The 25,706-nt window shown below is 69.8% G+C and carries 27 protein-coding genes and 1 pseudogene; 14 read left to right on the top strand and 14 right to left on the bottom strand.

What is annotated here, in order from left to right:
- Positions 1-882 precede the first annotated feature (882 nt).
- Genes ACFY10_RS54445 through ACFY10_RS54435 form a run of 3 tightly spaced genes read left to right on the top strand, consistent with a single transcriptional unit; the run spans position 883 to position 2,369 of the window.
- A complete protein-coding gene (locus tag ACFY10_RS54445; protein WP_390672878.1) occupies positions 883-1,224 on the top strand; it encodes an ArsR/SmtB family transcription factor in 342 nt (113 codons plus the stop codon).
- 3 nt (positions 1,225-1,227) lie between these two features.
- Complete coding sequence (locus ACFY10_RS54440; RefSeq protein ID WP_390672877.1) at positions 1,228-1,734, top strand: SRPBCC family protein; 507 nt, start codon at positions 1,228-1,230, stop codon at positions 1,732-1,734.
- Positions 1,734-2,369: a dihydrofolate reductase family protein gene (locus ACFY10_RS54435; protein WP_390672876.1), complete on the top strand. Its 636-nt coding sequence runs from the start codon at positions 1,734-1,736 to the stop codon at positions 2,367-2,369. Before ACFY10_RS54440 ends, ACFY10_RS54435 begins: the two co-directional genes overlap by 1 nt.
- On the opposite strand, the gene ACFY10_RS54430 is transcribed toward ACFY10_RS54435, so the two are convergent.
- The 3 genes from ACFY10_RS54430 to ACFY10_RS54420 all read right to left on the bottom strand — a co-directional run bounded on the left by ACFY10_RS54430 (position 2,348) and on the right by ACFY10_RS54420 (position 3,172).
- Positions 2,348-2,500 (bottom strand): hypothetical protein, encoded by a 153-nt coding sequence (locus tag ACFY10_RS54430; protein ID WP_390672875.1) that lies wholly within the window; start codon positions 2,498-2,500, stop codon positions 2,348-2,350. The genes ACFY10_RS54435 and ACFY10_RS54430 overlap by 22 nt on opposite strands.
- Positions 2,497-2,796, bottom strand: a complete 300-nt coding sequence (locus ACFY10_RS54425; RefSeq protein WP_390672874.1) for a hypothetical protein — start codon at positions 2,794-2,796, stop codon at positions 2,497-2,499. Before ACFY10_RS54425 ends, ACFY10_RS54430 begins: the two co-directional genes overlap by 4 nt.
- A 223-nt stretch (positions 2,797-3,019) precedes the next feature.
- Positions 3,020-3,172 carry a hypothetical protein gene (locus tag ACFY10_RS54420; RefSeq protein ID WP_390672873.1) on the bottom strand — a complete coding sequence of 51 codons (153 nt, stop codon included), beginning with the start codon at positions 3,170-3,172 and terminating at the stop codon, positions 3,020-3,022.
- 92 nt (positions 3,173-3,264) lie between these two features.
- On the opposite strand from ACFY10_RS54420, the pseudogene ACFY10_RS54415 reads away from it, so the two are divergent.
- Positions 3,265-3,549 (top strand): annotated as a pseudogene (locus ACFY10_RS54415) (DUF3533 domain-containing protein); the annotation flags it as partial.
- Between the two features lie 141 nt (positions 3,550-3,690).
- Here ACFY10_RS54415 and ACFY10_RS54410 read toward each other — a convergent pair.
- Entirely contained in the window at positions 3,691-5,244 is a 1,554-nt protein-coding gene (locus tag ACFY10_RS54410; RefSeq protein ID WP_390672872.1) for a hypothetical protein, read from the bottom strand.
- Between the two features lie 585 nt (positions 5,245-5,829).
- Here ACFY10_RS54410 and ACFY10_RS54405 point away from each other — a divergent pair.
- The 8 genes from ACFY10_RS54405 (at position 5,830) to ACFY10_RS54370 (ending at position 13,223) form a co-directional block, all read left to right on the top strand.
- Positions 5,830-5,940: a keywimysin-related RiPP gene (locus ACFY10_RS54405; protein WP_275774451.1), complete on the top strand. Its 111-nt coding sequence runs from the start codon at positions 5,830-5,832 to the stop codon at positions 5,938-5,940.
- A 26-nt stretch (positions 5,941-5,966) separates the two neighbouring features.
- A complete protein-coding gene (locus ACFY10_RS54400) occupies positions 5,967-7,817 on the top strand; it encodes a lasso peptide isopeptide bond-forming cyclase (protein ID WP_390672871.1) in 1,851 nt (616 codons plus the stop codon).
- 48 nt (positions 7,818-7,865) lie between these two features.
- Positions 7,866-8,120 carry a lasso peptide biosynthesis PqqD family chaperone gene (locus ACFY10_RS54395; RefSeq protein ID WP_390672870.1) on the top strand — a complete coding sequence of 85 codons (255 nt, stop codon included), beginning with the start codon at positions 7,866-7,868 and terminating at the stop codon, positions 8,118-8,120.
- Entirely contained in the window at positions 8,117-8,554 is a 438-nt protein-coding gene (locus ACFY10_RS54390; RefSeq protein ID WP_390672869.1) for a lasso peptide biosynthesis B2 protein, read from the top strand. The genes ACFY10_RS54395 and ACFY10_RS54390 overlap by 4 nt, the downstream gene beginning before the upstream one ends.
- Complete coding sequence (locus ACFY10_RS54385; RefSeq protein ID WP_390672868.1) at positions 8,551-10,401, top strand: ABC transporter ATP-binding protein; 1,851 nt, start codon at positions 8,551-8,553, stop codon at positions 10,399-10,401. The genes ACFY10_RS54390 and ACFY10_RS54385 overlap by 4 nt, the downstream gene beginning before the upstream one ends.
- 265 nt (positions 10,402-10,666) lie before the next feature.
- Positions 10,667-11,602 carry a nucleic acid/nucleotide deaminase domain-containing protein gene (locus ACFY10_RS54380; RefSeq protein ID WP_390672867.1) on the top strand — a complete coding sequence of 312 codons (936 nt, stop codon included), beginning with the start codon at positions 10,667-10,669 and terminating at the stop codon, positions 11,600-11,602.
- A gap of 321 nt (positions 11,603-11,923) precedes the next feature.
- Complete coding sequence (locus ACFY10_RS54375) at positions 11,924-12,226, top strand: hypothetical protein (RefSeq protein WP_390672866.1); 303 nt, start codon at positions 11,924-11,926, stop codon at positions 12,224-12,226.
- Between the two features lie 262 nt (positions 12,227-12,488).
- Positions 12,489-13,223, top strand: a complete 735-nt coding sequence (locus ACFY10_RS54370; RefSeq protein WP_390672865.1) for a DUF899 domain-containing protein — start codon at positions 12,489-12,491, stop codon at positions 13,221-13,223.
- A gap of 183 nt (positions 13,224-13,406) precedes the next feature.
- On the opposite strand, the gene ACFY10_RS54365 is transcribed toward ACFY10_RS54370, so the two are convergent.
- From ACFY10_RS54365 to ACFY10_RS54345, 5 genes are all read right to left on the bottom strand, one after another.
- Positions 13,407-14,651 (bottom strand): MFS transporter, encoded by a 1,245-nt coding sequence (locus tag ACFY10_RS54365; RefSeq protein WP_390672864.1) that lies wholly within the window; start codon positions 14,649-14,651, stop codon positions 13,407-13,409.
- A complete protein-coding gene (locus ACFY10_RS54360) occupies positions 14,648-15,772 on the bottom strand; it encodes a PLP-dependent cysteine synthase family protein (RefSeq protein WP_390672863.1) in 1,125 nt (374 codons plus the stop codon). Before ACFY10_RS54360 ends, ACFY10_RS54365 begins: the two co-directional genes overlap by 4 nt.
- Positions 15,773-15,878: 106 nt before the next feature.
- A complete protein-coding gene (locus ACFY10_RS54355) occupies positions 15,879-16,310 on the bottom strand; it encodes a hypothetical protein (protein WP_390672862.1) in 432 nt (143 codons plus the stop codon).
- Positions 16,311-16,751: 441 nt separating this feature from the next.
- The gene (locus tag ACFY10_RS54350; RefSeq protein WP_390672861.1) at positions 16,752-17,366 is read right to left on the bottom strand and encodes a hypothetical protein; all 615 of its coding nucleotides are present in this window, start codon (positions 17,364-17,366) and stop codon (positions 16,752-16,754) included.
- A gap of 233 nt (positions 17,367-17,599) precedes the next feature.
- Complete coding sequence (locus ACFY10_RS54345; protein ID WP_390672860.1) at positions 17,600-18,649, bottom strand: Lrp/AsnC family transcriptional regulator; 1,050 nt, start codon at positions 18,647-18,649, stop codon at positions 17,600-17,602.
- A 130-nt stretch (positions 18,650-18,779) separates the two neighbouring features.
- Here ACFY10_RS54345 and ACFY10_RS54340 point away from each other — a divergent pair, with 130 nt between their 5' ends.
- On the top strand, positions 18,780-20,036 hold the full coding sequence (locus ACFY10_RS54340; RefSeq protein WP_390672859.1) for an amidohydrolase family protein: 1,257 nt from the start codon (positions 18,780-18,782) through the stop codon (positions 20,034-20,036).
- Positions 20,036-21,607: an AbgT family transporter gene (locus ACFY10_RS54335; protein WP_390672858.1), complete on the top strand. Its 1,572-nt coding sequence runs from the start codon at positions 20,036-20,038 to the stop codon at positions 21,605-21,607. The genes ACFY10_RS54340 and ACFY10_RS54335 overlap by 1 nt, the downstream gene beginning before the upstream one ends.
- A gap of 14 nt (positions 21,608-21,621) precedes the next feature.
- Here ACFY10_RS54335 and ACFY10_RS54330 read toward each other — a convergent pair whose 3' ends face one another.
- From ACFY10_RS54330 to ACFY10_RS54310, 5 genes are read right to left on the bottom strand one after another with little or no spacing between them, the layout of a single operon-like run.
- Positions 21,622-22,410, bottom strand: a complete 789-nt coding sequence (locus tag ACFY10_RS54330; RefSeq protein WP_390672857.1) for an alpha/beta fold hydrolase — start codon at positions 22,408-22,410, stop codon at positions 21,622-21,624.
- Positions 22,410-23,453 carry an LLM class flavin-dependent oxidoreductase gene (locus ACFY10_RS54325; protein WP_390672856.1) on the bottom strand — a complete coding sequence of 348 codons (1,044 nt, stop codon included), beginning with the start codon at positions 23,451-23,453 and terminating at the stop codon, positions 22,410-22,412. Before ACFY10_RS54325 ends, ACFY10_RS54330 begins: the two co-directional genes overlap by 1 nt.
- On the bottom strand, positions 23,450-24,235 hold the full coding sequence (mhpD, locus tag ACFY10_RS54320) for a 2-keto-4-pentenoate hydratase (RefSeq protein WP_390672879.1): 786 nt from the start codon (positions 24,233-24,235) through the stop codon (positions 23,450-23,452). The genes ACFY10_RS54325 and mhpD overlap by 4 nt, the downstream gene beginning before the upstream one ends.
- Before the next feature lie 11 nt (positions 24,236-24,246).
- Positions 24,247-24,567, bottom strand: a complete 321-nt coding sequence (fdxA, locus tag ACFY10_RS54315) for a ferredoxin (RefSeq protein ID WP_390672855.1) — start codon at positions 24,565-24,567, stop codon at positions 24,247-24,249.
- Positions 24,568-24,574: 7 nt separating this feature from the next.
- Positions 24,575-25,600: an NAD(P)/FAD-dependent oxidoreductase gene (locus tag ACFY10_RS54310; protein WP_390672854.1), complete on the bottom strand. Its 1,026-nt coding sequence runs from the start codon at positions 25,598-25,600 to the stop codon at positions 24,575-24,577.
- Positions 25,601-25,706 lie beyond the last annotated feature (106 nt).

Below are 25,706 nucleotides of genomic sequence, written 5' to 3'. Positions count from 1 at the left end.
TACTGATCCACCGAACGACTGCGTAGAAGCAGATGCGCCGGGGCAGGCCGCATCACAAGATCTCCGACAGAGCCGAATTGTTTGACCGTCGACACGCATCGGTCATCCGCCGCCCTCTCACTGCACAATCTGCACCCACAACAGGTCGCGGACGAGCGGCTGCGATCGTAGCCATCCCGCGCCACGATGCCTACAGTTGTTCGAATTATTGAGCCGCCCCGACCTACCGGAAACGTCTACCCCCAAGCGGCAACCGACCAGCGCCGCGCCATCGGCCTGACTGGCAGAACCCCCGCCGAAACGAGCCGACGGGGGTCAACACCTGTCACGTTCGTGCCACCAACAGCGTTGACGCGCCTGGACGGCAAGATCCCAAATCGGCCAAACGCGCCCGATCTGGACGGCATGGACGCCATAAGACGGCTTCACCTACCTGTGCCAGGTGGGACCGTCAGCTTGGAGCGGGCGGCGACGGCCAAGCCAACAGAGCCGCAGCCCCATGGTCTGCATCAGTCAAGATCCGGACGATTCCCGGGCCAGCAGTCCCGGCAGATCCCCACGGCTGCCATATTCGCAGTTCAGCGGGCTGATTGCGCTGCACCACCAGCAGACGAACAACCTGCTGGTGTCGTACTCGCCGAAGAAGCTCGGGTTCTTCTAGACGCACATAAAGGGCGCCTGACCAGGAAAGATGCCCGTCAGGCGCCCTTTGCGGCACACGACTGGGCGGCAAGCCGAAACACGCCCTTACTCCTGATACCTCCCACCGCTGCATGGATACGCGTTTCCGCGGCCGCCGACAAGGGCCACGATCGTCGTCTGGCAAGACCCGCCCGATCCCTCCGGCTTGACGTATGCCGATATCGGCATACGATGGCGCCCATGGCACGAGCAGCGACGACGTCGGACGTCTTCAACGCGATCGCCGAGCCGCAGCGCCGGGAGATCCTGGTGCTGCTGCGGGCGGGTGAGCGGCCGGTGACCGAGTTGGCCCAGGAGTTGGGGATGACCCAGCCGAGGGCGTCCAAACACCTGCGAGTGCTCCGGGAGGTCGGACTGGTGCGGGACCGCAAGGCGGGCAAGCAACGCCTGTACGGCCTTGACGCCCGCGGGCTGCGACCGGTCCACGAGTGGACGGGCGGGTTCGAGCGGTTCTGGAACGAGAGCTTCGACCGGCTGGACGCGTACGTGCAGGACCTCAAGCAGGCAAGGCAGGAGGAATAGCTGATGAGCGCGACGGGACGAGGAGCGCCGGCGCAGTCCGCGACGGCCGACCGCGAGATCGTGATCTCTCGGGTCATCAGTGCCCCACGGGAGCTGGTGTTCGAGGCGTTCACCGAGGTACGGCACCTGTCGCGGTGGTGGGGACCGGACGGGTTCACCACCACCACGCGGGCGTTCGAGTTCCGCGTCGGCGGGGCGTGGGACTTCGTGATGCACGGGCCGGACGGGAAGGACTACCAGGAGTGGATCTCCTGGACCGAGATCGCCCCGCCGGAGCGGATCGCGCTGCTGCACGGTGAGTCCCGCGACGACCCGAACGCCTTCGAGTCGGTCCTCACGTTCGCGCCCGACGGCGCGGCGACCCGGATCGAGATGCGCACGGTGTTCCCCACCAAGGAGCTGCGCGACGAGGCGGTCGAGAAGTACCACGCGATCGAGGGCGGCCGGCAGACCCTGAGCCACCTGGCTGTCTACGTCACCGAGATCGTTCGGAAGGGAGCTGAGGACTGATGGCCGGAAAGGTGTTCTTCAGCGTGACGATGTCGCTGGACGGGTTCAACGCGCCCGAGGAGCGCATGGACGACCCGGACGCGCAGCGCTGGATGGCGCAGTGGATGGAGCTGCAGCAGTGGATCTTCCCGCTGCGGTTCTTCCAGGAGAACCTGAAGCTCGGCGAGGGCGGCGAGGAGGGGCGCGACAACGACATCGTGCGGGAGACGTTCGAGCGCACCGGCGCAAGCGTGATGGGCAAGCGCATGTTCGACCTCGGCGAGAAGGCGTGGCCGGAGGAGGCGCCGTTCCACACGCCGGTCTTCGTCGTGACGCACGAGAAGCGTGACCCCTGGGAGCGGCCGGGCGGGACCACCTTCCACTTCGTCAACGACGGCATCGAGACCGCGCTCGACCAGGCCCGCGAGGCCGCCAGCGACCGGGACGTCCGCATCGCGGGCGGCGGCGCAACGATCCTGGAGTACGTGAACGCCGGCCTGATCGACGAGTTCACGATCGCACTCTCACCCGTACTGTTCGGCTCCGGAATCCGCCTGTTTGAGGGCGTGGACGCGGACCGCGTGGCCCTGGAGCCGGTCCGCGCGGAGCCGACGCAGCGGGTGACCCACCTGACCTACGCGGTCCGGGAGCGGTAACCGTCTCGATCTCGGCGCTCCCCCGCCGAGGTCAGCAGCCCGGTGAGATCCTCGACGCTCTGAGCGTCAGGAAGGGCGAGCGTTCGGGCCGCGACGCGGGCCTCGAGTTCCTCGCCCGTGCGAGTGATCACGCGCAGGACGGCAGGGAAGGCGTACCGGAACGACGCGCTGCAGCGCTCGTCCTCGAAGCAAAGCACCAGGGCGCCAGGGCGACGCGGCGGGAGTCACGGGCGACGGCGTCGGTGAAGTCCCCGTGAGACGCGCCGAGGCTGCCGCCGAGCAGCGCCGCGGCAACCGTGTACGGGCTGCTGAACGCCGCGTGGTACCCGGAGGCCGGCAGACCTGTCTGCGGATCGAACGGTCCGTCGTCGCGAGCGGCGGTCATCAGCTTGGCCCGCCGGCTTTCTGCGAGGCCCTTGGTGAGCAAGGGCTCGGGCTCCTCCCGGCCGTTGGCCGTCCAGCGGACCTCAAACCCCTTGCGACGATCGGGGCGTTCGCGGATTTCCCACGGTGCAGTTCACGATTGGGCACCGATACACGAGGTTGGCGCCGGTGGTGTAGGCGGCTTCGTCACCGGCGAGGAAGAGAGCCGCCGGAATGACGTCGGCCGGCGGGCCGACGCGACCGAGGCGAACGCCGCCGTGTCCCGGTCATTCGCCATGTGCTGCGCCGAGCAGCCGGCCCGATGCGATGCGCAGGAACTCCTGGACCAGCGGTTCGTGTGTGCCGGACCGGGTGACCAGGGAGAGTTCGACGATGCCGTCGGGGTCCGTGAGGGGCCGGTAGGCGATGGGGGGGGTCAAAGGAGCGCGCGGCGGTGACGTTCGGTACGAGGGTGACACCGAGGCTGCAGGCCACCATGGCCAGTTGCGTCAGGATCGAGTTGGCGAGATGCACCGGCGTGGTCATCCTGCTCTTCGTGGTGCTGGGCAATCCGAGCTCCGGCGGGGTGTATCCGGCGCCGCTGCTCCCGTCGTTCTGGAGCGCGATCGGACAGGCCCTGCCACCGGGCGCGGGCACGACTCTGGTCCGCAACACGGTGTACTTCTCAGGGCACGCCACCACGTCGGCTCTCTGGGTGCTCGGTGTCTACGCGGTGGGCGGCGCGGTGCTGGCCTGGGCGGCTTCGTGGTGGCACGAACGGCGGCATGTCGACGCGACCCCCGACGGGTCGCCGTCGGCCTGGACCGTTGCCGTCAGGGTGCCGGTCTTGATGTCGTTGGTCGCCTGCACGACCTTGCGATCCCCTGGCGAACATCCCTTGGCCTTCGGCATGGTCAGCGTCAGCGCGCCCCTTGCTCGTTTTCGAGTCGTCCGGCGCTCAGTGCGAACGCCTGCGCCGACGGACGACGAAGACCGCACCGTCCAGCAGGGCGGCGCAGCCCGCCGCGGTGGCGATGAGTGCCGTTCGACCCGCGCCCGTGGCGGCCAGGATGCCGTCGGACGACGCCGTCGCGGTCGGTGTGGCCGACGCGTCGAAGGCGAAGGTGACGCTGTCGTTGGAGGCGTCCGGGTCATGGAGCGGGATGCCTGCCGGGCCGGGACGCACCGTCGCCGTGCCCTTGGCGCCGTCGTACCCCTTGGTGGTCTTCCCCCACAGCACGAACAGCTGGCTCTTGCCGGCGGCGACGCCGAACGGCACGGGGCACACGTAATGCCGGTGCCCCGCCTCGAAGGGCGCCGTCCTGGTGTTGCTGACCCGGAGCAGGCACTGGCCGTACGGGGTGTCCTCGCCCTCCTCGAATGCGTTGCCGGTCGCGACCGTGCCCTTGGGCAGGACGACGTCGACCAGGGCAACGGCCTTGCCGACGATGCTGTACACCGAGGCCGGACCCTGGTTGGCGGCGTGGAGCTCCAGGGTCCATTCACCCGCCTTGCGGCCGGGCTTGGCCGTGGCGGTGGCGGCGAGATCCGCGGAGTTGTCGGCCGAGACGGTGAACTGGCCCTTGGCACCGGTCTCGAATCCGCTTCCCGACCCGGAGACCGGGACCAGGGTGAGTGCGGGTCCGGTGCCCCGCTCGCTGCCGCCGCCGGGTTGTACGTTCGGCCGGAGGAGGGTGACCGAGTAGTCGGTCACGGCGTTCAGGACACGCTTGCCGACGGTGGCGGTCAGGGGGCTGCTCAGCTCCACGGTGGCCCGGGCCGGCACGGGCGCCGTGAAGATGCAGGTGACGGATGTGTGGCCGCCCGGTTCGACCGCATCGTCGCCTTCGCCGTAGGTGCAGTTGGAGAACTTCCGGTCGAAGGCCAGACCGCCCTCCGATTCCCACCGCACCATGACGCGCCGGTCGGTGGCCAGATCCCCGGTGTTGCGGAGCTGGAGCGGAAGAGCGATCCGGGACCCGATCTTGGCGTGGGACACATCAGGGACCTTGCCGACGACCAGGTTCGGAATGCCGACGACGACCTTCGCGTTCGCGGTGGCGCCGGTGGCCTTGTCGGCGGTCAGCGTGTACTTGATCGTGCCGCTGTCGCCGAGCTTCGCGTCCGCGTCCGCACGCACGGTGAAATGGACCGAAGGGCTCTGTGTGGCATCCGAGTTGACGCAGGTGATGACCTGCCCGTCGGCCTTGCATCTCGGGTCGTCGACCGCGACGCTTGCGATGCCCGTCAGGTCACGTGCGTCGATGACGAGCGTGTCGTTCGTGGGCACGGGGACCTGCGCTCCGCCGTCCCAGAACATCCAGCTCACATAGGCCGACTGCGCCGCCGACCCCACGTTGAGCTGCTTTTCCGCCTCCATCGTCGCGTATGCCTGCGTCGGCAGGGGCGACGGCGTCGCAGACGGATCGTCGGCCACGGCGGCTGCACAGGGCGCCAGGGCGAGCACCACGGCAGCCAGCACTGCCCCGAACGCCTTGCCCTTGGCTTTCATGCACATTTGACGCGCGAGACACTCCGAAAGTTGCCCAGCCGCCTGCTGCTTCTTGGCCAGGGCTGGGGCCGCGGAGGCAGCAGCAGCTCGACCAGCAACCACAAGTCGTCATCCACGATCCACGGCCGGCGAGCGACCGCCCAGGGTTCAGTGACAGAAGTCAGTGAAGCCCCCCAAGAACCTGTCCGTTCACAGGAAGCGGCGCATGCCCAGAGGCGGGGAGTGCGCCCGGCGGCGCCGCATGTGTCCGTCGTCAAGCTTGTCCGGGAGGAGCTGCAGGGCAGCTGCCAGGCCACACGTAAAAACGTTTCTTTCAACAAGCACATACCCTGTCGCGCAAAAAATGCAGCGTCAAAAGCAGCCACAAGGAGGGGACGCTCAATCCAATGGCTTGGAGTTTTGCATATTATCTGAGCTTCATAATCGCTCTTGCCATGGGCTCACGTTCTGCAGCTAGCTGAATGCTGCGCCCGCTTCCTGGCCCAGGTTCCCGATGAACGCTGGGCAGACCAACAGCACACCGGCAGCCCCGGGGTCGCCGTCGGTCAGGGAGGTGGTCGGGAAACCCGCACGTGAGGAGTGGTCATGAAGAAGGCTTATGAGGCGCCGACGCTCGTCCGGCTCGGTACGTTCCGGAAGGAGACGGGGCTCCTCGGGCGCCACGGCAATGACCGCCTGGTCCTGAGCAAGAACTGACGGCCGACGGTCCTTGACCCGACGTCATGACTGAACTGCACGAAAGTGCGGGGACGGGCCCCGGCGACGCGCACTTCGCGGTCTTCACCGACCATGCGGACGCGGCCGCCGTGGCCCGCTCCTTCGCCCGTCCCGGAACCCGGAGCGTCGCACATGCGTCGGGCCGGCCCTGGCTGGTCGGCCACTGGCACGACGACGAGGTCGTCACGGCGCAGGCCGGCACCGCCGTCCTTGCCGTCGTCGGCTGCTGCCCCGTCGACGCCGACGAACTGCGGCGCCGAGCAGCACGGTTGCGTGATCTCACGGAACTCGACGTACTGGCCCGGTCCCTGCCCGGGAGTTTCCACCTCGTCGGCGTCCTCGACGGACAGATCAGGATTCAGGGCACGGCCTCCGGGCTGCGACTGGTCTTCCACGCCGAGATCGGCGGCGTACGGGTGGCCGCCACCCGTGCCGACACGCTCGCCGCCGCCCTGGGCCTCGACCCGGACGTCGAGGAGTTGGCCGTGAGGCTGCTGTGGCCCACCCCGTACCCGCTGTTCGAGACGTCCCTGTGGCGTGCGGTCACCGCCGTACCACCGCAGGACGCCCTGGTCATGGCCGCGGACGGGCGCACCGTACGGCACACCCGGTGGTGGACGCCGCCGGAGCCGGTCCTGCCGCTCGCCGAAGCGGCACCCCTGATCCGGACAGCGCTGGAGGAGGCCGTCGGCGCGCGTACCCGGCAGGGCGGCGTCGTGAGCTGCGACCTGTCCGGCGGCCTGGACTCGACCTCCGTCTGCTTCCTGGCCGACCGCTCCCCCGCCCGCGTGGTGGCCAGTACATGGCCGGGACGCGATCCGGCGGACACCGACCTGCACTGGGCCGAGCAGGCGATCGGGCACCTCCCGGACGTCGAGCACGTGGTCTGGGACGCCGACGCCTCGCCGCTGGTCTACGAGGACCTGCTCGACATCGACGACCTCCTCGACGAGCCCACCATCGGCGTCATGGACCGCTCCCGGGTCCTGCACCACCTGCCCGGCCTCGCCGCACGCGGCAGCCGGCTGCACCTGACCGGCATCGGCGGCGACCACGTCGCATGGTGCTCCGAGGCGTACTACCACCAACTGCTGCGCACCCGCCCGCTGTTCGCCCTGCGCCAGTTGCGCGGGTTCCGGGCGCTGTGGCAGTGGCCGCTCGGCGGCACGGTCCGCGCGCTCTCCGACTCCCGGCCGTACCGGAAGTGGCTCGCCGACGCCGCCGGCCGCCTGCGTGGCCCGTTGCCCCCGTCCGTCGCAACGGGGCTCGGCTGGAGTATGGCCCCGCGCCTGTTCGACTGGGTGACCGCGGAGGCCGAAGGGATGGCCCGCCGGGCACTGCTCGAAGCCGCGGCGACGGCCTCGCCACTGCATCCGGACCGTGGCCTGCACAGCGACCTGGAGCAGATCCGCTCGTGCACCCGCATCATCCGGCAGTGGGATCGGATGGCGGCCCGCGTCGGCCTGCCGATGGCCTCTCCGTTCCTCGACGACCGCGTCATCGAGGCGTGTCTGGCGGTACGTCCGAGCGAGCGCGTCACGCCCTGGCGGTACAAGCCCGTGCTGAGCGCCGCAATGCGCGGGATCGTGCCCGAGGACTGCCTGCGGCGCACCAACAAGGCGACAGCTTCCATGGACGCCTCCAACGGACTGCGCGAACACCGTGCCGACCTGCTGGCCCTCTGGGAGGACTCACGGCTGGAGGCGCTGGGCCTGGTGGACGCCGCCGAGTTGCGTCGCCTGGCCCGGCGGCCCGCCACCAAGGGGCTGTCCGACGCCATCCTCTACTCCACGATCGCCGCCGAGGTGTGGCTGCGGGGAATGGCCCGCGGCCACGCCCGTGTCCCACAACCCTGACTCCATCCCCGGGTCAGACAACGTCAGACGCGTCAGAAAGGCCCTCACATGCCCCTGCGGTTCGGTGAGAACGTCTCCACGGCCGAGACCGACTACGGAACGGTGCTGCTGGACGAACGCGCCGGCGCCTACTGGGAGTTGAATCCGACCGCCACCCTGGTGGTGCGGACTCTGCTGGCCGGCGCCGAGGAGGCGGATGCGGCCGCCGCCCTGGCCCAGGAGTTCGACATCGACCAGGCACAGGCCCTGCAGGACGTCGAGACGCTCGTACGGCAACTGCGCAGCTCGGGGCTGGCCTCATGACGACGCCCAGCGCGCTGGAACGACCCACGGATGTGCCCTTGGCCCGACGCCTGGCCGCCCGGCTCGTCCTGTTCCCCGCCGTCGCCCTCGCCCTCCTGCCGCCCCGCCGCATCCGCACCGTACTAGGCATCCTGCGGCGCGGTGCCGCGCCCGCCACCACCGCGCAGGCCCAGAACGCGCGCGATGCCATGTGCGCGGCCAGCCTGCGCTGCGCCGGACCGAAGGGGTGCCTGCCGCGCTCTTTGGGGGCTGCACTGCTGTGCCGGCTCGGCGGGACATGGCCGACCTGGTGCACCGGCGTGCGCGTCGTCCCGCCCTTCACCGCGCACGCCTGGATCGAGGCGGAAAGCCGTCCCGTCGGCGAAGGAGTGCCGGAGGGCTACTTCGCCCCGCTGCTGGCCGTCGGCCCACTGCCCCGACCGACGGACCGATGACCGGCACAACGGATCCGAACGGCCGCCGGGCCGCGGTCGCCGACGGTGACAAGTCCACCCGGGCGGCGGTGGCCGCGATGTACCGGCTCACCGCCGGGCACCGGAGTGCCATCGCCGTCGCCGCCGTACTGACCCTCGTGGCCTCCGCCCTGGGGCTGGCCCAGCCACTCGTGGCCAAGCACGTCGTGGACGCCAGCGGCCGCGGGCAGGTCATCTGGCCGCTGCTGGCCCTCCTCGGCGCGCTGTTCGTCGCCGAAGCGGCGACGGGATCCGCGGGGCGCTTCCTGCTGGAGCAGATGGGCGAGGGCGTCGTACGACAGCTCCGGCACGGGCTGGTGGGGCGGCTGCTGAGGCTGGAGATGAGGGAATACGGCCGTCACCGAGGCGGCGACCTCATCTCCCGGGTGACCACCGACACCACCGTGCTCCGGGAGGTCGTGTCGCAGGCCCTCGTCGATCTGGTGACGGGAAGCCTTGTCGCCGCCGGGGCGATCATCCTCATGGCATGGATCGACCCCCTGCTGCTGCTCCTGGTCGCCGTCGTCGTGGCCGCGGCGGCCCTGGTCGTCGCCTCGCTGCTCACGGGTATCCGATGCGCGTCCGAACACATGCAGGAATCGGTCGGTGCCCTCGCCGCCGACCTTGCACGCGCCCTCGGTGCCCTGCCGATGGTCCGCGTGCATCGCGCCGAGGAGCGGGAGGCGGCGGGCATCGGCGCACGTGTCGAGGCGGCCTACGGCGCGGGGGTACGCACCGCGAAGCTCGCCTCGGTCATGAGCCCCGCTGTCGAACTCGCCGTGCAGGGCTCGTTCCTCATCGTCCTGGTGGTCGGCGGCCTGCGCGTCAGCGGCCATGCCGGCTCCCTCGGCGACCTCGTCGCCTTCCTGCTGTACGCCTCGTACCTCGTCCTGCCGTTGTCCTCCGTCTTCCGTGCCGTGGGCCTCATCCAACGCGGGATGGGCGCCTACCAGCGCATCGACGAGGCACTTTGCCTGCCCGTGGAGCCGACCGCACCGCAGATCCCGAGAGTCCACGCACACGCGCCGCGGCCGGCAAGGCCCTCCGCCACCCCCGAACAGCCCGCCCTCGCCCTGCACGACATCCGCTTCGGTTACGCCCCGGAACGGCCGGTCCTCCGCGGCCTTTCGTTCGCCGTGGCGCACCGGCAGCACGTCGCCCTGGTCGGCCGTTCGGGAGCCGGCAAGAGCACGGTGTTCGCCCTGGTGGCGAGGTTCTACGAGCCGGACGCCGGCACCGTGGTCTTCGATGGGCGGCCCGCCACCGAACTCACCCGTGACGCCTGCCGCCGACGCATCGCCGTCGTCGACCAGAACGCCCACGTCGTCCACGGCACCCTGCGCGACAACATCGCCTACGCCGTGCCCGACGCCACCGAAGCGGAGATCCGGCGCGTCATAGAGATGGCCCGGCTCGAAGAGGTCATCGACCGGTTGCCCGGCGGTCTGGCCGCCGTCATCGGCGAACACGGCTGCACGCTCTCCGGTGGCGAACGCCAACGCGTCGCCGTCGCCCGCGCGTTGCTGGCGCGCCCCTCGCTGCTCCTGCTGGACGAGCCCACCTCCCACCTCGATGCCATCAATGAATCGGCGCTCATCGGCGTCATGAAGGACATCGCCCAAGAGTGCGCCTTGCTGGTCATCGCGCACCGCCTGTCCACCGTGCAGCACGCCGACCGCATCGTCATGCTGCACGACGGCCGCACAGCCGCCGACGGACGCCACGAGGAGTTGCTGGCCGGCAGCCCCCTCTACCGCGAGCTGGCCGCCAGCCAGATGCTCCGTCCCGGCGCGGTCCAAGCGTTGACCATCGAAAGAAATTCGAACTAATCATGAGATGAAATCGCAACATTAGAGTTGTCGCATAAGCAGCCACAAGTCCCGGCATATTGGGCCACAGTTGAGGCTTCACCGTCTGAGGGGACGGAAAGGACGCCGACAAATACGCCAAGGAAGCCCAGGACGCGGCCGACCGGTCTGAACGGGAAGAGGCCAACAAGGAAGCATCCAAGGGCTCTGGTACCGGTATCCCCGGCATGTTCGCCGTGCCGGACGAATCCACCGTGGAGATCGTCAGCTCCAAGCAGCACGGAACGTGCCCCGGGATGCCGGATGCGGCCATCAGGGGCTGCGACGCCACGTACACCTGGTCGTCGACTACGAGGCCGACTTCTACCTGTGCACGGATGACAATGCGCAGGCCACCGCGGATGGCTGCCCGAAGTCGGCGTGGCAGTTCCTCCAGCGGGCGACCTTGAAGAACGTCAAGATCGACAACTGGCAGCACCACTTCCCCGGCAAGGACATCGTCCGCGCCGGATGGCAGAGCCTCTTCGGTGACGTGCCCGGGGCGATCCTGTTCTCGTTCTTCGCCGAAGACATGATGGACTGCTTCTACGGCAGCGCCGGCGGCTGCGCCTGGGCCTACGCGACCTACATCCCGGTAGAGGGCGCACTCAGCGAGATCAGCAAGGCAGTCAAGGCGCTCGACGCTGCCGCCAGGACAGGGATCGGCTTCGAAGACGCCTTCAAGGCACTACGCGGCCTGGACGGTCTGTCGCCGCTGGTGAAGGAAGGAATCGGCGCCAGGATCCTCAAGCAGCTGTACGAGACGTGCACGAAGCGCGGCAAGGCAGCATTCGCCAGCTCTGCAGGCGGCGCGTGCGCGAAGATTATCCCGCACGCCGGTTCGGAATTGGCCGTTATTGCCTACAAGTTCCGGATATCCAGCGGACTCAGGTACAAGTTCGGACGGAACGTCGCGGTTGCAAGGGTTCCCGGATGGGCCAAGGCTACGGGCGCGAAGGATGACTTTGTCGTCTTTGCGAATATCCCCCAGGGGCTTCACTCCGAGGAATTGATTGTAAAAAAGCTGGACGAAAACGGATTCAACAAGAATCAAATCTCGGAACTCTACAGCGAACGCAGCCCTTGCAGTGACAAGTGCGCAAGCGAAATGATCAAGTACATGCTCGACATGTTCGAGCGTGGAAAGTTTGCACGCTCCATTCAACCAAGTCTGTCTGAGTGACGCATGAAGGGGGGCGCCGGAGAACTGAACCTCTGGCGCCCCCTTTTTCTTTACCTATGGAAGTGCATCGCTGTCGGCAAGGGATCCAAGTTCCTGACCAGCCGGATGACCTGCGGCTTCCAACATCCGTATCATCAGAGATGACCTCACACCAGGAGATGTCTAGTGACGTAGATAGACCCCGAGAGTCGAGCCAAAGCTGAGGCACAGGGTCATCCGTATGCTTCGGAGGAAATCATCGCCGCTGGGTACGACCTGGCAGGCCGGGTCTGCCGAGAACTCCACCGCTCCGGTCTTCCCGCGTATATCGAGCGTCCGGGAGTGTCGAAACAGCCCGGCGTCTGGATGGAAGTCAACGGCCAGGGTGAGTACGCCGGAGGCCTCTACGTCCGCTGGAGCGCCCCAGAACTGGCAGAGGCCGGTATGCGGGCAGTGGCAGAACGGCAGGACCCGGCGGCGCCGGAGTGGAAGCGCTACGCCGAGGTCGTTCTACTCATGCAGACGGCATTGATCGGAATCCTGCGGCTGGCCCGCTTCTCCGTCGTGCGGGCCGAGGAGGTCGACGACGTCGCCGAGGGTGATGTGCACGTTCACGCCGATGCAATGGGCAGGGAAAATTCTTGACCCGAGCGGGCCGCGAAGGATGCACGCGCCGCGGCAACTACGCCGATCAAGCGCTCTGTCTGGTGTCGCGTGAGCGCGATCAGAGCTTCACGCGCCATCGACTCCAGCGTTGCCGATTACGTCTCGAAGGCTCGCCGCCGCGCGCGTACGGTGGACGTATGGCCGGATGGGTACGCCGGTGCAGGCGCTGCCGGCAGGCAACCGCGGGGGGTGATCGCCCGCCCTGATGCGGTGTTCTGCTCCCACGCAGGAGGGAAAGGCAATGCCCGAGCACAAGGTCGCTACACAGGAAGAATTCCAGGCAGCCCGAGAGGAGTTGCTCGCGGAGGAGAAGGCACTCACCCGACGCGGCGACGAGCTCGCGCGGAAGCGGCGGGAGCTTCCCTGGGTGCCGGTCGAGAAGGACTACAGCTTCGAGACCGAGGCCGGAACCAAGTCGCTCGCGGACCTCTTCGACGGGCGTTCGCAGTTGCTCGTCTACCACTTCATGTTCGGCCCGCCGTACGAGGCCGGATGCCCGGTCTGCTCCTCGATCGCGGACACCCTCGACCCCCAGGTGGTCCACCTCAAGGCCCGCGACGTGACGCTGATCTGCTCCTCGCGGGCGCCGGTCGACAAGCTGCTTGCCTACCGGGAGCGGATGGGCTGGAGCTTCGGCTGGGTCTCCACCGTGGGCAGCGACTTCCACCGCGACCTCGGCTTCCTGTACAGCGAGGAGGACCTGAGGCCGTTCCTCGAGGGCGAGATCCCGCCGACGGTGAGCCAGATGGCGGAGGCATCCGGCACGGATGTGCTCGGGTACGTCACCGAGGGGCCGGGGCTGAGCGCCTACGCCCTCTCGGACGGCACCGTCTATCGGACGTATGTCACCACCGCGCGCGGCCTTGAGCCTGCCATGGCCTACTACGGCCTCCTCGACCGGACGCCGCTGGGCCGGCACGAGGAGGGCGAGCAGACCCACTGGCTGCGTCGTCACGACGAGTACGGGAAGACCTGAGAGGTCCTTTCTCCCGGGCCGCAGGTCGCACCCGTCGCAGGTGACATCAGTGTCCGGGGAGTTGAGGATGTGGCGCCGACGGGGCTGCCCCCGCCTCGTCGGCGCCACAAGGGTGCGGGCAACCTGGCCGTCGGGGCGCTCTTCGACTCGCTGCACCAGGCTTGCCCATGAACCACTTGTCCCTCACCCGGGCACGGGGACCGGCTGCGGCGGGACAAGGTACCCGGCCCGGTGCAGCCACGCCATCAGCCCCGCGCACACGAGCCCGGTGCCCGCAAGTGCCGCCCACGGCAGCCACCGCACACCCGTGTCGAAGAGCGCCCCGACGGCCAGGTTGCCCAGCGAGATCGCAATGCCGGAGGCGGTGTTGTAGGCACCGTAGTACGTCGCCACCAGCCGCTCCCCGGACAGCCGGACCACGGTGTCCATCTCGAACGGGTACAGCAGCGCCCCGCCCCAGGCCAGCAGGGCGGCGCACGCAACGAGCGCGAGCACGCCGATCACGGCACCTGACCCGTCGGGCAGCGGCGGCAGGAAGGCGACTCCCATCACCACCAGCCCGTACACGATGGCCCGCGGCCCGGACAGGCTCCGTTTCGCCCACGCGGTCAGCTTCAGCTGCCCCGACAGCGCGGCCAGCGCGGAGACGGCGAAGATCGCGCCGGTCACCAACCCCGTCCGGTCCCCGAAGAGTTCACGGGCACACAGCGGGAGCGCCAGATAGACCTGGAAGGCGAGGACGTACGAGCCCGTCATCGCGGCGGCGAAGAGGAGGAAGGGCCGGTTGGCGGCGACGGTCCGCCAGTCCGCGGCGACCGCGCGCCAGGCGGGCTCGGAGCTGCGGTCGGAGGGCGGGCGGGCCGGGAGTGCGCGGGCCTGGAGGACGGCCAGGGTGCCGAAGATGAGCGCCGCGACCGCGCACACCGCGCCGAAGTCCCAGGCGAGCAGGGCGAGTCCGGCGAGCGGGCCGATGAGGATGCCCGCCTGGTAGAAGACGTTGAAGGCGGCGAAGGCTTCCACCCGCCGCGCCTCGCCCGCGTCGGCAGCGAGGTAGGCGCGGACCGCCGGGTTGAACAGCGCCCCCGCCAGACCGGTCAGCGCAGAGGCGACGATCAGCACGGGCATGGTGCCGGCCACCGCGAGGAGCCCGAAGGCGACCGTCCGCAGGGCGCAACCGGCCAGGATCATCGGTTTGCAGCCATAGCGGTCGGCGAGGGTGCCGCCGATGAGGAACATGCCCTGTTGGGAGAGGTTGCGGATGCCGAGCACCAGGCCGACCGCCCAGGCGGCCAGGCCCAGGCCGTGGGCGAGGTGGTCGGCGAGGTAGGGCATCAGCATGTAGAAGCCGAGGTTGATGGCGAACTGATTGACCATCAACATCCGCGCCGGACGGTCGAAGGAGACCACCTGGGCCCGCAGACCCCTCATCGGACGACACCTGCCTTCGTGTCCGCAGGCTCGCGTCCCAGCGGATCGCGCACCTGGCTGCATCGGGTCCAGGCGGTCACCACACACTCGTCGGGCGCGGCGATCTCGTCCGGTTCCTGAGGCGCCTGCTGCCCGAGGAGGCCGTGGTCCTCGCACCAGGCGTCGTTGTAGACGGTCTCCAGGTAGCGGTGCGGCCCGTCCGGGAAGATCGCGGCGATCCGGGTGCCGGGCGGACAGGTCCGGGCGACCCAGCCCGCGACCAGAGCGACCGCACCCACGCTCCAGCCGCCGGAGGCGTAGTGACGCCGGGCCAGCTGACGGCAGGCCCACACCGCCTCGGCCGGGGCGATCCAGTGCACTTCGGCGAAGGCGTCGTAGTCGACGTTGGACGGGTGGATGCTGGAGCCCAGGCCGCGCATCAGCCGCGGTCCGGCGGGCTGGCCGAAGATCGTGGAGCCGACCGTGTCCACGCCGATCAGCCTCAATCCCGGGAAGGGCTCACGCAGAGCGGAAACCGTGCCGGCGGAATGTCCTCCGGTGCCGACGGCCGCCACCAGCACGTCGATACGGCCGAGTTGGCCGATGAGCTCGGCGGCGAGCGGGCGGTAGGCGGCCATGTTGTCGGGGTTGTGGTACTGGTCCGGGCAGTACGCGCCCGGGGTGCGGGTGAGGAGTTCGGCGACCCGCTCGCGACGAGCCTCCTGCCAGCCTCCCTCCGGGTGCGGGACGGCTACCTGGTCGACGCGTGCGCCCAGGGCGGTGAGAAGGCGCACCATCGACGGCTCCATGCCCGGGTCGGTGACGACCGTCACCGGGTGGCCGTACGTCAGTCCGGCCAGGGCCAGCCCCAGGCCGAGCGTGCCGCTGGACGACTCGACGATCGGTGCGCCGGGGACGAGGTCGCCGCGCCGCCGGGCCTCGCCGACCATGTGCAGGCCGGGGCGGTCCTTGATGCCGCCGGGGTTGGTGCCCTCCAGCTTGGCGTAGAAGCCGCGGCCGGGCGGGGCGAAGGGTTCGTCGATCCACAGAACCGGGGTGTTGCCGACAAGTTGGGCGGGTCGGCGGGCGATCGCGGGAAGGGGCGCATAGGCGCCGAGGGGTTCGAACAGGGAAATCTGCATGGGTGTACGACTCCTTCGCGCCGCGCACGGAGGCGGGGCGCGGTGCAGGCGGTTCGGTGGGCGCGCGAGCACACCCCTCACCAGGTGGGGGGTGCGCGGGCAGCGCCTACTGCCGCCAGACGCAGCGGAGCACGAGGGCAAAGCGGCCATACGGGGAACGGTGAGTACGCGGCGGGTCTCGTGAACCTTCAGTGCGGACGAAACTCGGCGCGACTGCCGGAATCGGGGCAAGCCCATGGGGACCGGAGGCGGGGCCGATCCCGTCGACGGACGTGGTCCGCGGCCGGTCCGCCGCGTGATCGATGTGACCGTCCGCGTGGTGATGGTGCGTCGGACATCCCGGGAGCGGCTCCCCGAGGTCCTCGCCCGCATCGTGCTGCGCGCGCTCCGTGACGGTGAGGCTCAGGTGCGGGCCTTCGAAGGAGGCGCCGTGCACACTGCCGGCGAGGTGGAGGGTGATCAGCACGACGAGAGCGAGCAGCGGGCCCACGCGGCCCGGACGCCTGGCGGTCCTCGCGCCGACCCGCAGTCCGATCACGTGCACACCGTAATCAATCAAACACGGACCGTCATATCGCAATGCCGCGGGATTACCGCTTCTCGTACGGGCTCTCCGGCTGCCTCTCCTCCTTGACTGATGCGCCGCGGAGCGCGGGCGGCCATGCGCTGTCGGTGCCGAGCTTGTCCCCGATGGCCGGGGCGGTGGTGGCCGACGTCGCCTACACCAAAGATGCCCCCGAGGCGCCGAGCGGATGTGCTGGAAGACCAGCAGCAGAATCCCGCCGACCGCCGCCAGTTGAACTCCGGCTCCCCGGCACGCCCGGATTCATGTCGCCGAACCGCCCGGCGTCGTTCTGCGGAGCGGGAGTTGCCGCTCGCCGGTATGGAGAGACCGCATGCTCAGGTGGTGCTGCTTCACCGAAGACGAAGATACGGCCCTCGAAGGCGGCTGCGCCTTCAGGGCCGTACCCCGGAGCCATCAGAGCCGGACGGGAATGCCCAGCGCCTTGGTGTACTCCTTGGCCCACCGTCCGGCCGAGCTCTGGATGTCCAGGACCCGGCCGTGCGACAGCTCCACCGGCTCGCCCGCCAGCCGCTGCAGTGCCCGCTGCTCGAGCTCCGCGGAGCCGAGGTCCCGGGCAAGGATGAGCGACTGCACGAGGCGCGCCGGATAGTTCGCGATGGGAAGCCACGCGTACAACCCGCCGCGCGCGACACCGCCCTTCTCCTGGAGCAGCCGGCACAGGTCCGCGCGGTCCTCGACGAAGGTCAGCGACTCTCCGAGACCGTCGCGCAGCCAAGCCGCGACGTCTTCGCTGAACGCGACCGGCCACTCCAGCGACGGGTCGCCGATGCCGCGGATCGGCACGGACAGGCGCCCGTACTCCTCCATGGCATCGCCGAACTTCGCGTCACCGGTGTTCGTGTGCCACAGCAGCCGGCCTGCCTTGTCCTTCGACAGCCACGCCACCCATGCCAGGACACCGTCGTCCCACTGGGCCACCCCTTTGCGCGACACCTCGGCCGAGTCCGGGATGATCCCGGCCGAGATTGCCGCCCTCAGGATGCTTGGGGCACTCATCGCACGTGCCACGCGGGCCTCCATCTCAGCGCCACTTCAGTCATCGCAACGGGCTCTTCGGCATCGCCGTCAGGCTGAAGGCCACCCCGTCCTGGGTGAACTGATAAGTCCACAACTCACCAGAGCTCCACCAGCGCGAGCACCCGCTTGTCCCCGAGCGCGCGCAGCTTGTACAGCCCCTGCTTCTGGCCCCACTGACACCTTTCCACAGGGCTTTCGTCGGTGCTTCACTGTGCCGGTCCCAACTAGAGGTGCGGGCTGCGCAGCGGCACGACCCCGACGCAGCGGCCGTCGCGGTCCAGGAGCCGGCCCATGTGCTTGAGCGTGCGCAGCACCACGGAGCGGTCGGCGACCGTGAGGTGCGGGATCCTGCCCGAGAGATGGGCCTCGAAGGCATGCACGTCCCGCAGCTCGCGCAGCCACACGTCGATCACCAGGTTGTAGGGGCCGGCCGTGATGGCGCACGAGCGGACCTCACGGACCCCGGCGAGCACCCTCGTGGTCTGCTCGACGTACTGTCCGGGCACCGACGCGAAGTAGACGGCCGACAGCGGCCACCCCGACAGCGGGCGGGCCAGGTCGCAGCGCAGGCTGAGCCGCGTGGACAGCAGCGACTGGACCCTGCGGCGCAGGGTCGTCTGGCTCGTACCGGTCGCCGCCGTGAGGTCGCGCAGAGACATCCGGCCGTCCACGCTCAGCAGTTCCAGCAGCCGGATGTCCAGGTCGTCCCAGCGGATCTGCGTCGGCGACGCGGGCCGGGAGACCGGGGGGACCGAGGCCTCGATACGGGCGCTCTGCACGTCGTCCAGGCTGCGCAGCCGCCACCGGCTGCCCTCGGTCGCCACCCCGGTCGACACATGTGTCCGCGTGGCCCGCACACCCGGTGTGCTCCGGAACAACGACGTGGTGAGCCGGGCGAGCTCGTCCAGGCTGCGGGCCTGCACGGCGGCCACCAGGTCCCGGCCGCCCGCGGTGAGCTTGATGTTGGGCACGGCCGGGTCCTTGGCGAAGGCCCGGGCCACGTCCTCGGCGGCGCCCGGCTCGGTGTCCACCTCGACGATGCCGGTCACCACGACCCGCGAGTCGGACAGCCGGGGATACGCGGTCACCCACGCCAGCCCCGCCTCCTCCAGGCGGTGCCAGCGCCGGGCGGCCGTGACCGGGTCGACCCCGAGGACCTCGCCGACGAGTTTCCAGGGCGCGCGGGGGTGGATCTGGAGCGCGTGGACGACTCCCCGGTCCAGTTCGTCGAGCCGTACGGTCTCCGGTGCCTGCCCGGCGGCGGAATCCTGCACGCCCAGGGGCGGCACTTCCCTGCTCGCGTCGCGGGAATCCGGCGAGAAACCTGCATCGTCACACCAGGCTTTCCTCCGCATTCCACACTCCCTTCCCTCAATGCCGACAACGGAGGAGTGACCGCACCTCATGACGGATGCCAGCCCCCGGACCGCTCTCCGCGTCCACAACGCCCGGCTGATCGACGGTACGGGCGCGTCCCCGGTGGACGACGCCGTAGTCACCATCGATGCCCAGGGCACCCTCACATACTCCGGTCCCGCCGCCACCGCGCCCCCCGTCGGCGGCACGGACCGGGTGATCGACGCCGGTGGCCGTACCGTGCTGCCCGGCTTCTTCGACTGTCACGTCCACCTCGCCTACGCCCAGGGCTCGCCGCCCGGCCGCCGCGCCGAACTGGACCCGGTCCTGGTCACTCTGGACACGGTGACGCGGCTGCGCCAGACCCTCGACGCCGGCATCACCACTGCCCGCGACCTGGGCGGACTGTCGGCTGGATTCCGTACGGCCGTCGAGTCCGGGCGGATCGTCGGCCCGCGGCTGCACACGGCCGTGCGGATCATCAGCCACACCGGCGGCCACGCCGACGTACGGCTGCCCGACGGCACCGATCTCAGCGCCGGGATGTCGGAGATCGCCGACGACACCACCGCGGCCCGGCTGGCCGTGCGGCGGGTGCTACGGGACGGCGCCGACCTCGTGAAGGTCTGCGCCACGGGCGGCATGGGCAGCCCGTACGACGATCCCGACGACGAAGGTCTGCTGGAGGACGAGATCCGGGCCGTCGTGGACGAGGCCCGCCGCCACGGCGGCAAGCCGGTCGCCGCGCACGCCCAGGGCAACGCGGGCATCCTCAACGCGATCCGCGGCGGGGTCACCAGCATCGAGCACGGATACGGGCTGGACGAACGGGCCTTGGACATGGCGGGCGAGCAAGGCGTGTTCGTCGTGCCGACGCTGTCCACCGTGTACGCGGGCATCAACAAGGACACGATGCCGGACTACCACTACCAGAAGAAGGTCCGCTGGTCCGGCACGACCAAGGAGAACATCGCGCGGGCCATCGAGTACGGTGCCCGGATCGCGCTCGGCACCGACGCCGCCGTCGGCCCGCACGGCGTGAACCTGATGGAACTCAGCTACCTCGTGGACCTCGGCATGGACCCGATGGCCGCCATCGTCGCCGGCACCCGCACGTCCGCCGAACTCCTCGGCGTCGCCGACCGGTTGGGCACCCTCGCCGCCGGCCGCACCGCAGACCTGATCGTCTGCGACGGCGATCCCCTCCAGGACATCGGCGTCCTGGGCGATCCCGCGCGCATCGTCCTCGTCGTCCAGGACGGCGTCGTACGCAAGGACCTCCTGCCAACTGAAGGGCGGCTCTGATGTCCTCACTGACCGACCTCCCCGCCCCGGCCGGCAAGTCCCCGGACAAGCAGCGGCCCACCGGCATCGACCGGGTACTCGCGCTCATCGAGCGGGCGGGCAACGCGCTGCCCAACCCGATCGTCCTGTTCACCGCCCTGTTCCTGGTCCTGGCCGTCATCTCCACGGCGCTCGCACTGGCCGACGTGCACGTCACCGTCCCCGGCACCCACGACACCAAGCCGATCACCGGGCTGTTCACCGGCGAGGGCGTGCGCTGGCTGACGGAGAACCTCGTCACCAACTTCGCCACGTTCCCGCCCATCGCCGCCGTGCTGCTCATGATCATGGCGGTGGGGGTCGCGGAGAAGGCCGGGCTCCTGGAGACCGTCATGCGGGCCACGCTGGCCCGGGCGCCGCGGGCGCTGCTGCCGTACCTGGTGGCGCTGGTCGCCTGCCAGGCGCACATGATCAGTGACGTGGCCGCGATCGTGCTGCCGCCGCTGGCGGCCGTGGTCTTCAAGAGCGCCGGGCGCCATCCCGTGGCGGGCCTGATCGGTGGCTTCGCGTGCGTGGGCGCGGGCTATGCGGCCGGGTTCACCATCGGCTCGCTGGACGCCCTCTACATAGGCATCACCCAGCAGGCGGCCTCGGTGCTGCCGGCCGCCAAGGGCCTCGACCTCAACCTGCTGATCAACTACTTCTTCACCGCCTCCAGCAGCCTGGTCCTGGGCCTGCTGGGCGGCTTCCTCATCAGCCGCGTCCTGGAACCGCGCCTGGGCACCTACGAGGCCTCCGACGACGAGCCCGAGGAGCAGGACCTCACCCTCACGCCGGTCCAGCGCCGCGGGCTCCTGCTCACTGCGCTGGTCCTGTTCCTCTACGTCGGCGGGGTGCTGTCGCTGTGGCTGCCCGACGGGGCGCCGCTGCGCGGCGAAGGCGGAGCGCTCGTACCCTCTCCCCTGCTCACCGGCATCGTCCCGGTGCTGTTCGGCGCGTTCCTGCTGGCCGGGCTCACTTACGGGTTCACGGTGAAGGCGCTGTCGGGCTCGGAGGGCGTGGTCACGGCGATGACCGATTCGGTGAGGAACATGGCGGGCTACATCGTCCTGATGTTCGTCGCCGCGCAGGTCATCGCCCTGTTCAACTGGTCCAACGTGGGCATCCTGTTGGCGGTCAAGGCCGCGGCCGGGCTCGACTCGATCGGCCTGACCGGCTTCTGGGCGCTCGTCGCCTTCGTCCTGCTGGCCTCCTGTCTCAACCTGTTCATCGTCTCCGGCTCCGCCCTGTGGTCGCTGGTCGGGCCGGTGTTCGTGCCGGCGTTCATGCTGCTGGGCATGAGCCCCGCCCTCAGCCAGGCCGCGTTCCGCATCGGCGACTCGGCCACCGGGATCATCACTCCGATGAACCCGTACGTCTTCCTGCTGCTGGCACTGCTGCGCCGCTACGAACCGGAGGCCCGGCTGGGCACGCTCATCGCCCGGCTGTCGATCTTCACAGTGCCGTTCCTGGTGGTGTGGCTGGCGATCCTGGGCATCTTCTACGGCTTCGACCTGCCGCTCGGACCCGGGGCGCACATCGGCCTCCCATGAGCGCGGAGGCCGCGTTACGCGGACGCCGCCCATTCCAGTACGACCTTCGCGAACTCCCCGGGCAACTGCTCGGGGAGTGGCACGTGACCGCCGGACAGGACGCGTGTCTCGCAGCCGAGTGCGGTGGCGAACTTCTCCAGCGCGGGCAGCGAGTAGTGGTCGCCGGGGGCGCAGACGGCGAGGGTGCGGGTGGTGATGTCGGGCAGACGGCGGTCCATCTCGTAGCCCCGCACCGCCACATGGCCCTCTTCGACACGGTCCAGAACGGTCAGCGCGTCGACCATGAAGCGGTTGAGGGCGGCCTCCTGTCCCTCCTCGTAGAAGCCGCGCCGGTGGTTCCACAACTCGACCAGGTGCGAGCCGTCGGGCTTGGGGTCGACGTGATCGACGGGCTTTCGTTCGGCCGCCGTGCGTCGCTTCTCGTCGTCGATGAAGGGGGTGGCGGAGAGCAGGAGGCTCGCGACGCGGTCCTGAAGGCGGGCGGCGAGCTCCACCGCGATGACTCCGCCCGTGTGGTGTCCGACCAGGTGGAAGCGGTCGAGTCCGAGAGCGTCGACCAGGGCCTCTGCGCCGTCGGCGAACCGCTCGATGGAGTGCGGTCCTTCAGGCTTCGCGGAGGCGCCGAAGCCGAGGGTGTCCATGGCGATCGCGCGGTGTGCGGTGCCGACCAGCGGGAGCACGTCGAGGTATTCGGTCCAGGAGCGCGGGGTCTGGTGGAGCATCAGGACCGGTTCGCCGCTGCCGCACTCGACGTAGTGCAACTGGCCGAAGCCGCTGGGGACATAGCCCTTGTGCTGAGTCATCAGTCATTCGCTTTCAGTCGGGGCAGCACACAGGTGCCGACGGCCTCGATCAGGTCGGTGGGCGGGTCGTAGGAGCCGACGTGCTGGAGGAAGACGCCGGTGACGCCGCTGGTGTGCAGGGCGCGAAGCCGGTCGGTGATCTGGTCGGCGGTGCCGAACAGACAGAATTCCTGGGCGAACCGGAGGGCGGCGTCGTCGCTGATCCAGGCCGAGCAGATGTCCACGGCGGCCTTCCAGTCCTCGGCGTGGACGAGGTCGGGGTAGACGCCCGGGACTGTCGCCGGCACCTGGACATCGATTCCCGCGAGGGCGAGGAAGGGGGCGCCGCCGTTCTGTGCGATGGAGGCGCAGATGGGCTTGATCTGGCGGGCCTCGGCCTCGATGTCGTCGGTGACCGCGCAGAACGCCGAGACGGTGAGCGGGAGTTGGGCCGTGCGTCCGGCGGTCTCGGCGCCTTCGCGTACCCGTGCGGTCGCCTGGGCGAGGGTCTTGGGTGAGACGCCGCTGAGCAGGATCACTCCGTCGGCGATCTCTCCGGCGAGGTGCAGGTTCTTGGGCCCGCTCGCAGCCAGATGCAGAGGCACCTCTGGGCGCGGGTCACGCAGCCGTGAGCGGACCTTGCCGCCCTTGGGCGTGTCGAAGTCCCAGTCCTCGCCGTCGAGCAGGGCCCGCAGCATGCCGAGTCCCTCGCGCATCGCCGCCGAGGTGGTCTGGCGCAGTCCGATCGGGCCGACGGAGCTGTTGCCCACGCCGAGGCCCAGGGTGAAGCGGCCGGCGGCGAGTTCGGCGACACTGCGCGCGGCCGAGGCGACCACGGCCGGGTGCCGGGTCGCCAGGTTGGTGACGGCCGTGCCGAGGCCGATCCGTTCGGTACCCAGCGCGGCGGCGGTCAGGGTGGTGAACACGTCCCGCCACAGCAGCTGGGAGTCGGGGAACCAGACGTCGTCGAAGCCGAGTCGCTCCGCTCGCCGTACGGTTTCGACGATTCGGTCCGCCCGGTCGCAGGGCGGGACGCGGACACCCACTCTCAGCCGGCTGCTCACAGTTCTTCTCCTTCCGACGCGAACTCGACGGTGATGCGGCCGAGTTGGCTGATGCGGGCCTCGAACCGGTCGCCGGGTGCGGCGGCCACCATCGGCCCCAGCGCCCCGGTCAGGACGACGTCCCCGGCCAGCAGCGGATCGCCCATCCGTGCCAGCGTCGAGGCGAGCCAGGCGGCGGCGTTGAGCGGGCCGCGCAGGCAGTCGGCGCCGGTTCCTTCGGAGACCGGCTCGCCTGCGCGGGTCATCGTCATGCGCACGCCCCGCAGATCGAGGCCGGTCAGCGGTACGGGGGTGCCGCCCAGGACGTACAGGCCGCTGGAGGCGTTGTCGGCGACGGTGTCGACAATGCCGATGTCCCAGCCGGCGATACGGCTGTCCACGATCTCCAGCGCGGGCAGCGCGAAGTCGGTCGCGCGCAGCACGTCGACCACCGTGCAGTCCTGGTGTGGCAGTTCGGCGCCCAGGACGAGCGCAACCTCCGCCTCCACCTTGGGCTGCAGCAGCCGTCCGGCGGCGACCAGGCCGCCGTCGGGGACCGCCATGTCGGCAAAGAGGGTGCCGAAGTCGGGCTGATCCACGCCGAGTTGGGCCTGTACGGCGGGCGAGGTGAGGCCGATCTTGCGGCCGACGATGCGGCGACCTGCAGCCACACCCCGCTCGACGTTCGTGCGCTGCACCGCGTATGCGGCCTCGATGTCGCCCTCGCCGAGGAGCGAACGGACGGGCGGGCAGGGGGCGTTGGCACGTGTCGCCGCCAGCAGGGTGTCCGCCGCCTTGGTCATGTCGGCGGCAGTCACCTGGCGCCCACCAGCGGGGTGTCGACGCCCACCGGACCCAGACGGCTCGCCCCGCCCGGGGTGCCCAACGGCGTCGTACGACCGGGCAGGGGTTCCTCGAAGAAGCGGCGGTTGTCGGCGCGGTAGTCGGGTTCGGCGAGGCGGTCGACGGTGATCGCCTGTTCGGGGCAGGCCGTCTCGCAGGCGCCGCAGTCGATGCACTCGGTGGGGTTGATGTAGAGCTTGCGCTCGCCCTCGTAGATGCAGTCGACCGGGCATTCCTCGACGCAGGAACGGTCCATGATGTCGACGCAGGACGAACCGATGACGTGGGCCATGGTGTGCTCAGTGCTCCTTCTCGGTGGAGTGGCCCGGGAAGAGGGCCGCCTCCGGGTCGATGACGGTGGCCGCGTTGTTCACGGCGGTGGCGACCTCGCCGAAGCCCACGGAGATCAGACGGACCTTGCCCGGGTAGTCGGTGATGTCCCCGGCGGCGAAGACGCGGGGCAGGTTGGTGGCCATGTGGGTGTCCACGGCGATCTTCCGGGCGTTGAGGGCCAGGCCCCAGTGCTGGAGAGGGCCGAGGTCGGCGATGAATCCGAGGGCGGCGACGACGGTGTGCGCCGGCAGCAGGCGGGTGGCCTTGGTGGTGCGGTGGCGCAGCTCGACCTGTTCGACGGTCGCGGTGCCGTGCAGGGCGCTGACCTCGGTGTCGGTGATGATCTCGATGCCGAGGGTGCGGACCTTCTCGACGCTCGCGCGGTGGGCGCGGAAGCGGTCGGTGCGGTGGACGAGGCGGACCGAGCGGGCGACGGGGGCGAGGGTGGCTGCCCAGTCGAAGGCGCTGTCGCCGCCGCCGACGACCACCACGTCGTGGTCGGTGTGGTCGGCCGGGTCGGGGACGAAGTAGACCTGGCCGCGGCCCAGGTAGTCCTCGCCCGCGGGAAGCGGCCGTGGGGTGAAGGTGCCCACGCCGCCGGTGATCACGACCGCCCCGGCGCGGACCGTCGCACCCTGGTCGCTGCGGACGACCGGGCTGCCGTCGGGGTCGTGGGAGAGTTCGGCGGCCCGGTGGCCGAGGAGGTAGCGGGGGCCGTACGGCTCCGCCTGCGCGACCAGGTTCGCGACCAGGTCGCGGCCGCGCACGGCCGGGAATCCGGCGATGTCGAAGATGGGCTTCTCGGGGTACATGGCGCTGATCTGGCCGCCGCGCTGCGGCAGGACGTCCATGACCGCGACGCGCAGTCCGCGGAAGCCGGCGTAGTAGGCGCCGTAGAGGCCCGCGGGGCCGGCGCCGATGATCAGGATGTCCGTCTCGATCGTGCGCGAGGGGTCGTCCGTGCTCGTCGGCACGTCGGTGAGAACACTCATGGCCCGGGAGCGTAGGAACGGGCCGGGTCCCGACAAATGGTTTCGGTCCGGTGGGCGGGACGGTTCGGTGGGCGGGACGCTTCGCTTAAGCGGCCGGGCGGGCGCT

This window comes from Streptomyces sp. NPDC001401 (assembly GCF_042895385.1).
Lineage (GTDB): Bacteria > Actinomycetota > Actinomycetes > Streptomycetales > Streptomycetaceae > Streptomyces.
This window is presented reverse-complemented; position numbering and strand designations above follow the sequence as displayed.

What these genes read in the sequence shown, in the direction of transcription:
- ACFY10_RS54365 (WP_390672864.1), bottom strand. Translation starts at nt 14,651, where the DNA reads ATGAGGGGTCTGCGGGCCCAGGTGGTCTCCTTCGACCGTCCGGCGCGG.
- ACFY10_RS54390 (WP_390672869.1), top strand. Translation starts at nt 8,117, where the DNA reads ATGACGACGCCCAGCGCGCTGGAACGACCCACGGATGTGCCCTTGGCC.
- fdxA (WP_390672855.1), bottom strand. Translation starts at nt 24,567, where the DNA reads ATGGCCCACGTCATCGGTTCGTCCTGCGTCGACATCATGGACCGTTCC.
- ACFY10_RS54385 (WP_390672868.1), top strand. Translation starts at nt 8,551, where the DNA reads ATGACCGGCACAACGGATCCGAACGGCCGCCGGGCCGCGGTCGCCGAC.
- ACFY10_RS54435 (WP_390672876.1), top strand. Translation starts at nt 1,734, where the DNA reads ATGGCCGGAAAGGTGTTCTTCAGCGTGACGATGTCGCTGGACGGGTTC.
- ACFY10_RS54360 (WP_390672863.1), bottom strand. Translation starts at nt 15,772, where the DNA reads ATGCAGATTTCCCTGTTCGAACCCCTCGGCGCCTATGCGCCCCTTCCC.
- ACFY10_RS54335 (WP_390672858.1), top strand. Translation starts at nt 20,036, where the DNA reads ATGTCCTCACTGACCGACCTCCCCGCCCCGGCCGGCAAGTCCCCGGAC.
- ACFY10_RS54410 (WP_390672872.1), bottom strand. Translation starts at nt 5,244, where the DNA reads ATGAAAGCCAAGGGCAAGGCGTTCGGGGCAGTGCTGGCTGCCGTGGTG.
- ACFY10_RS54440 (WP_390672877.1), top strand. Translation starts at nt 1,228, where the DNA reads ATGAGCGCGACGGGACGAGGAGCGCCGGCGCAGTCCGCGACGGCCGAC.
- ACFY10_RS54310 (WP_390672854.1), bottom strand. Translation starts at nt 25,600, where the DNA reads ATGAGTGTTCTCACCGACGTGCCGACGAGCACGGACGACCCCTCGCGC.
- ACFY10_RS54400 (WP_390672871.1), top strand. Translation starts at nt 5,967, where the DNA reads ATGACTGAACTGCACGAAAGTGCGGGGACGGGCCCCGGCGACGCGCAC.
- ACFY10_RS54405 (WP_275774451.1), top strand. Translation starts at nt 5,830, where the DNA reads ATGAAGAAGGCTTATGAGGCGCCGACGCTCGTCCGGCTCGGTACGTTC.
- ACFY10_RS54395 (WP_390672870.1), top strand. Translation starts at nt 7,866, where the DNA reads ATGCCCCTGCGGTTCGGTGAGAACGTCTCCACGGCCGAGACCGACTAC.
- ACFY10_RS54340 (WP_390672859.1), top strand. Translation starts at nt 18,780, where the DNA reads ATGACGGATGCCAGCCCCCGGACCGCTCTCCGCGTCCACAACGCCCGG.
- mhpD (WP_390672879.1), bottom strand. Translation starts at nt 24,235, where the DNA reads ATGACCAAGGCGGCGGACACCCTGCTGGCGGCGACACGTGCCAACGCC.
- ACFY10_RS54370 (WP_390672865.1), top strand. Translation starts at nt 12,489, where the DNA reads ATGCCCGAGCACAAGGTCGCTACACAGGAAGAATTCCAGGCAGCCCGA.
- ACFY10_RS54445 (WP_390672878.1), top strand. Translation starts at nt 883, where the DNA reads ATGGCACGAGCAGCGACGACGTCGGACGTCTTCAACGCGATCGCCGAG.
- ACFY10_RS54330 (WP_390672857.1), bottom strand. Translation starts at nt 22,410, where the DNA reads ATGACTCAGCACAAGGGCTATGTCCCCAGCGGCTTCGGCCAGTTGCAC.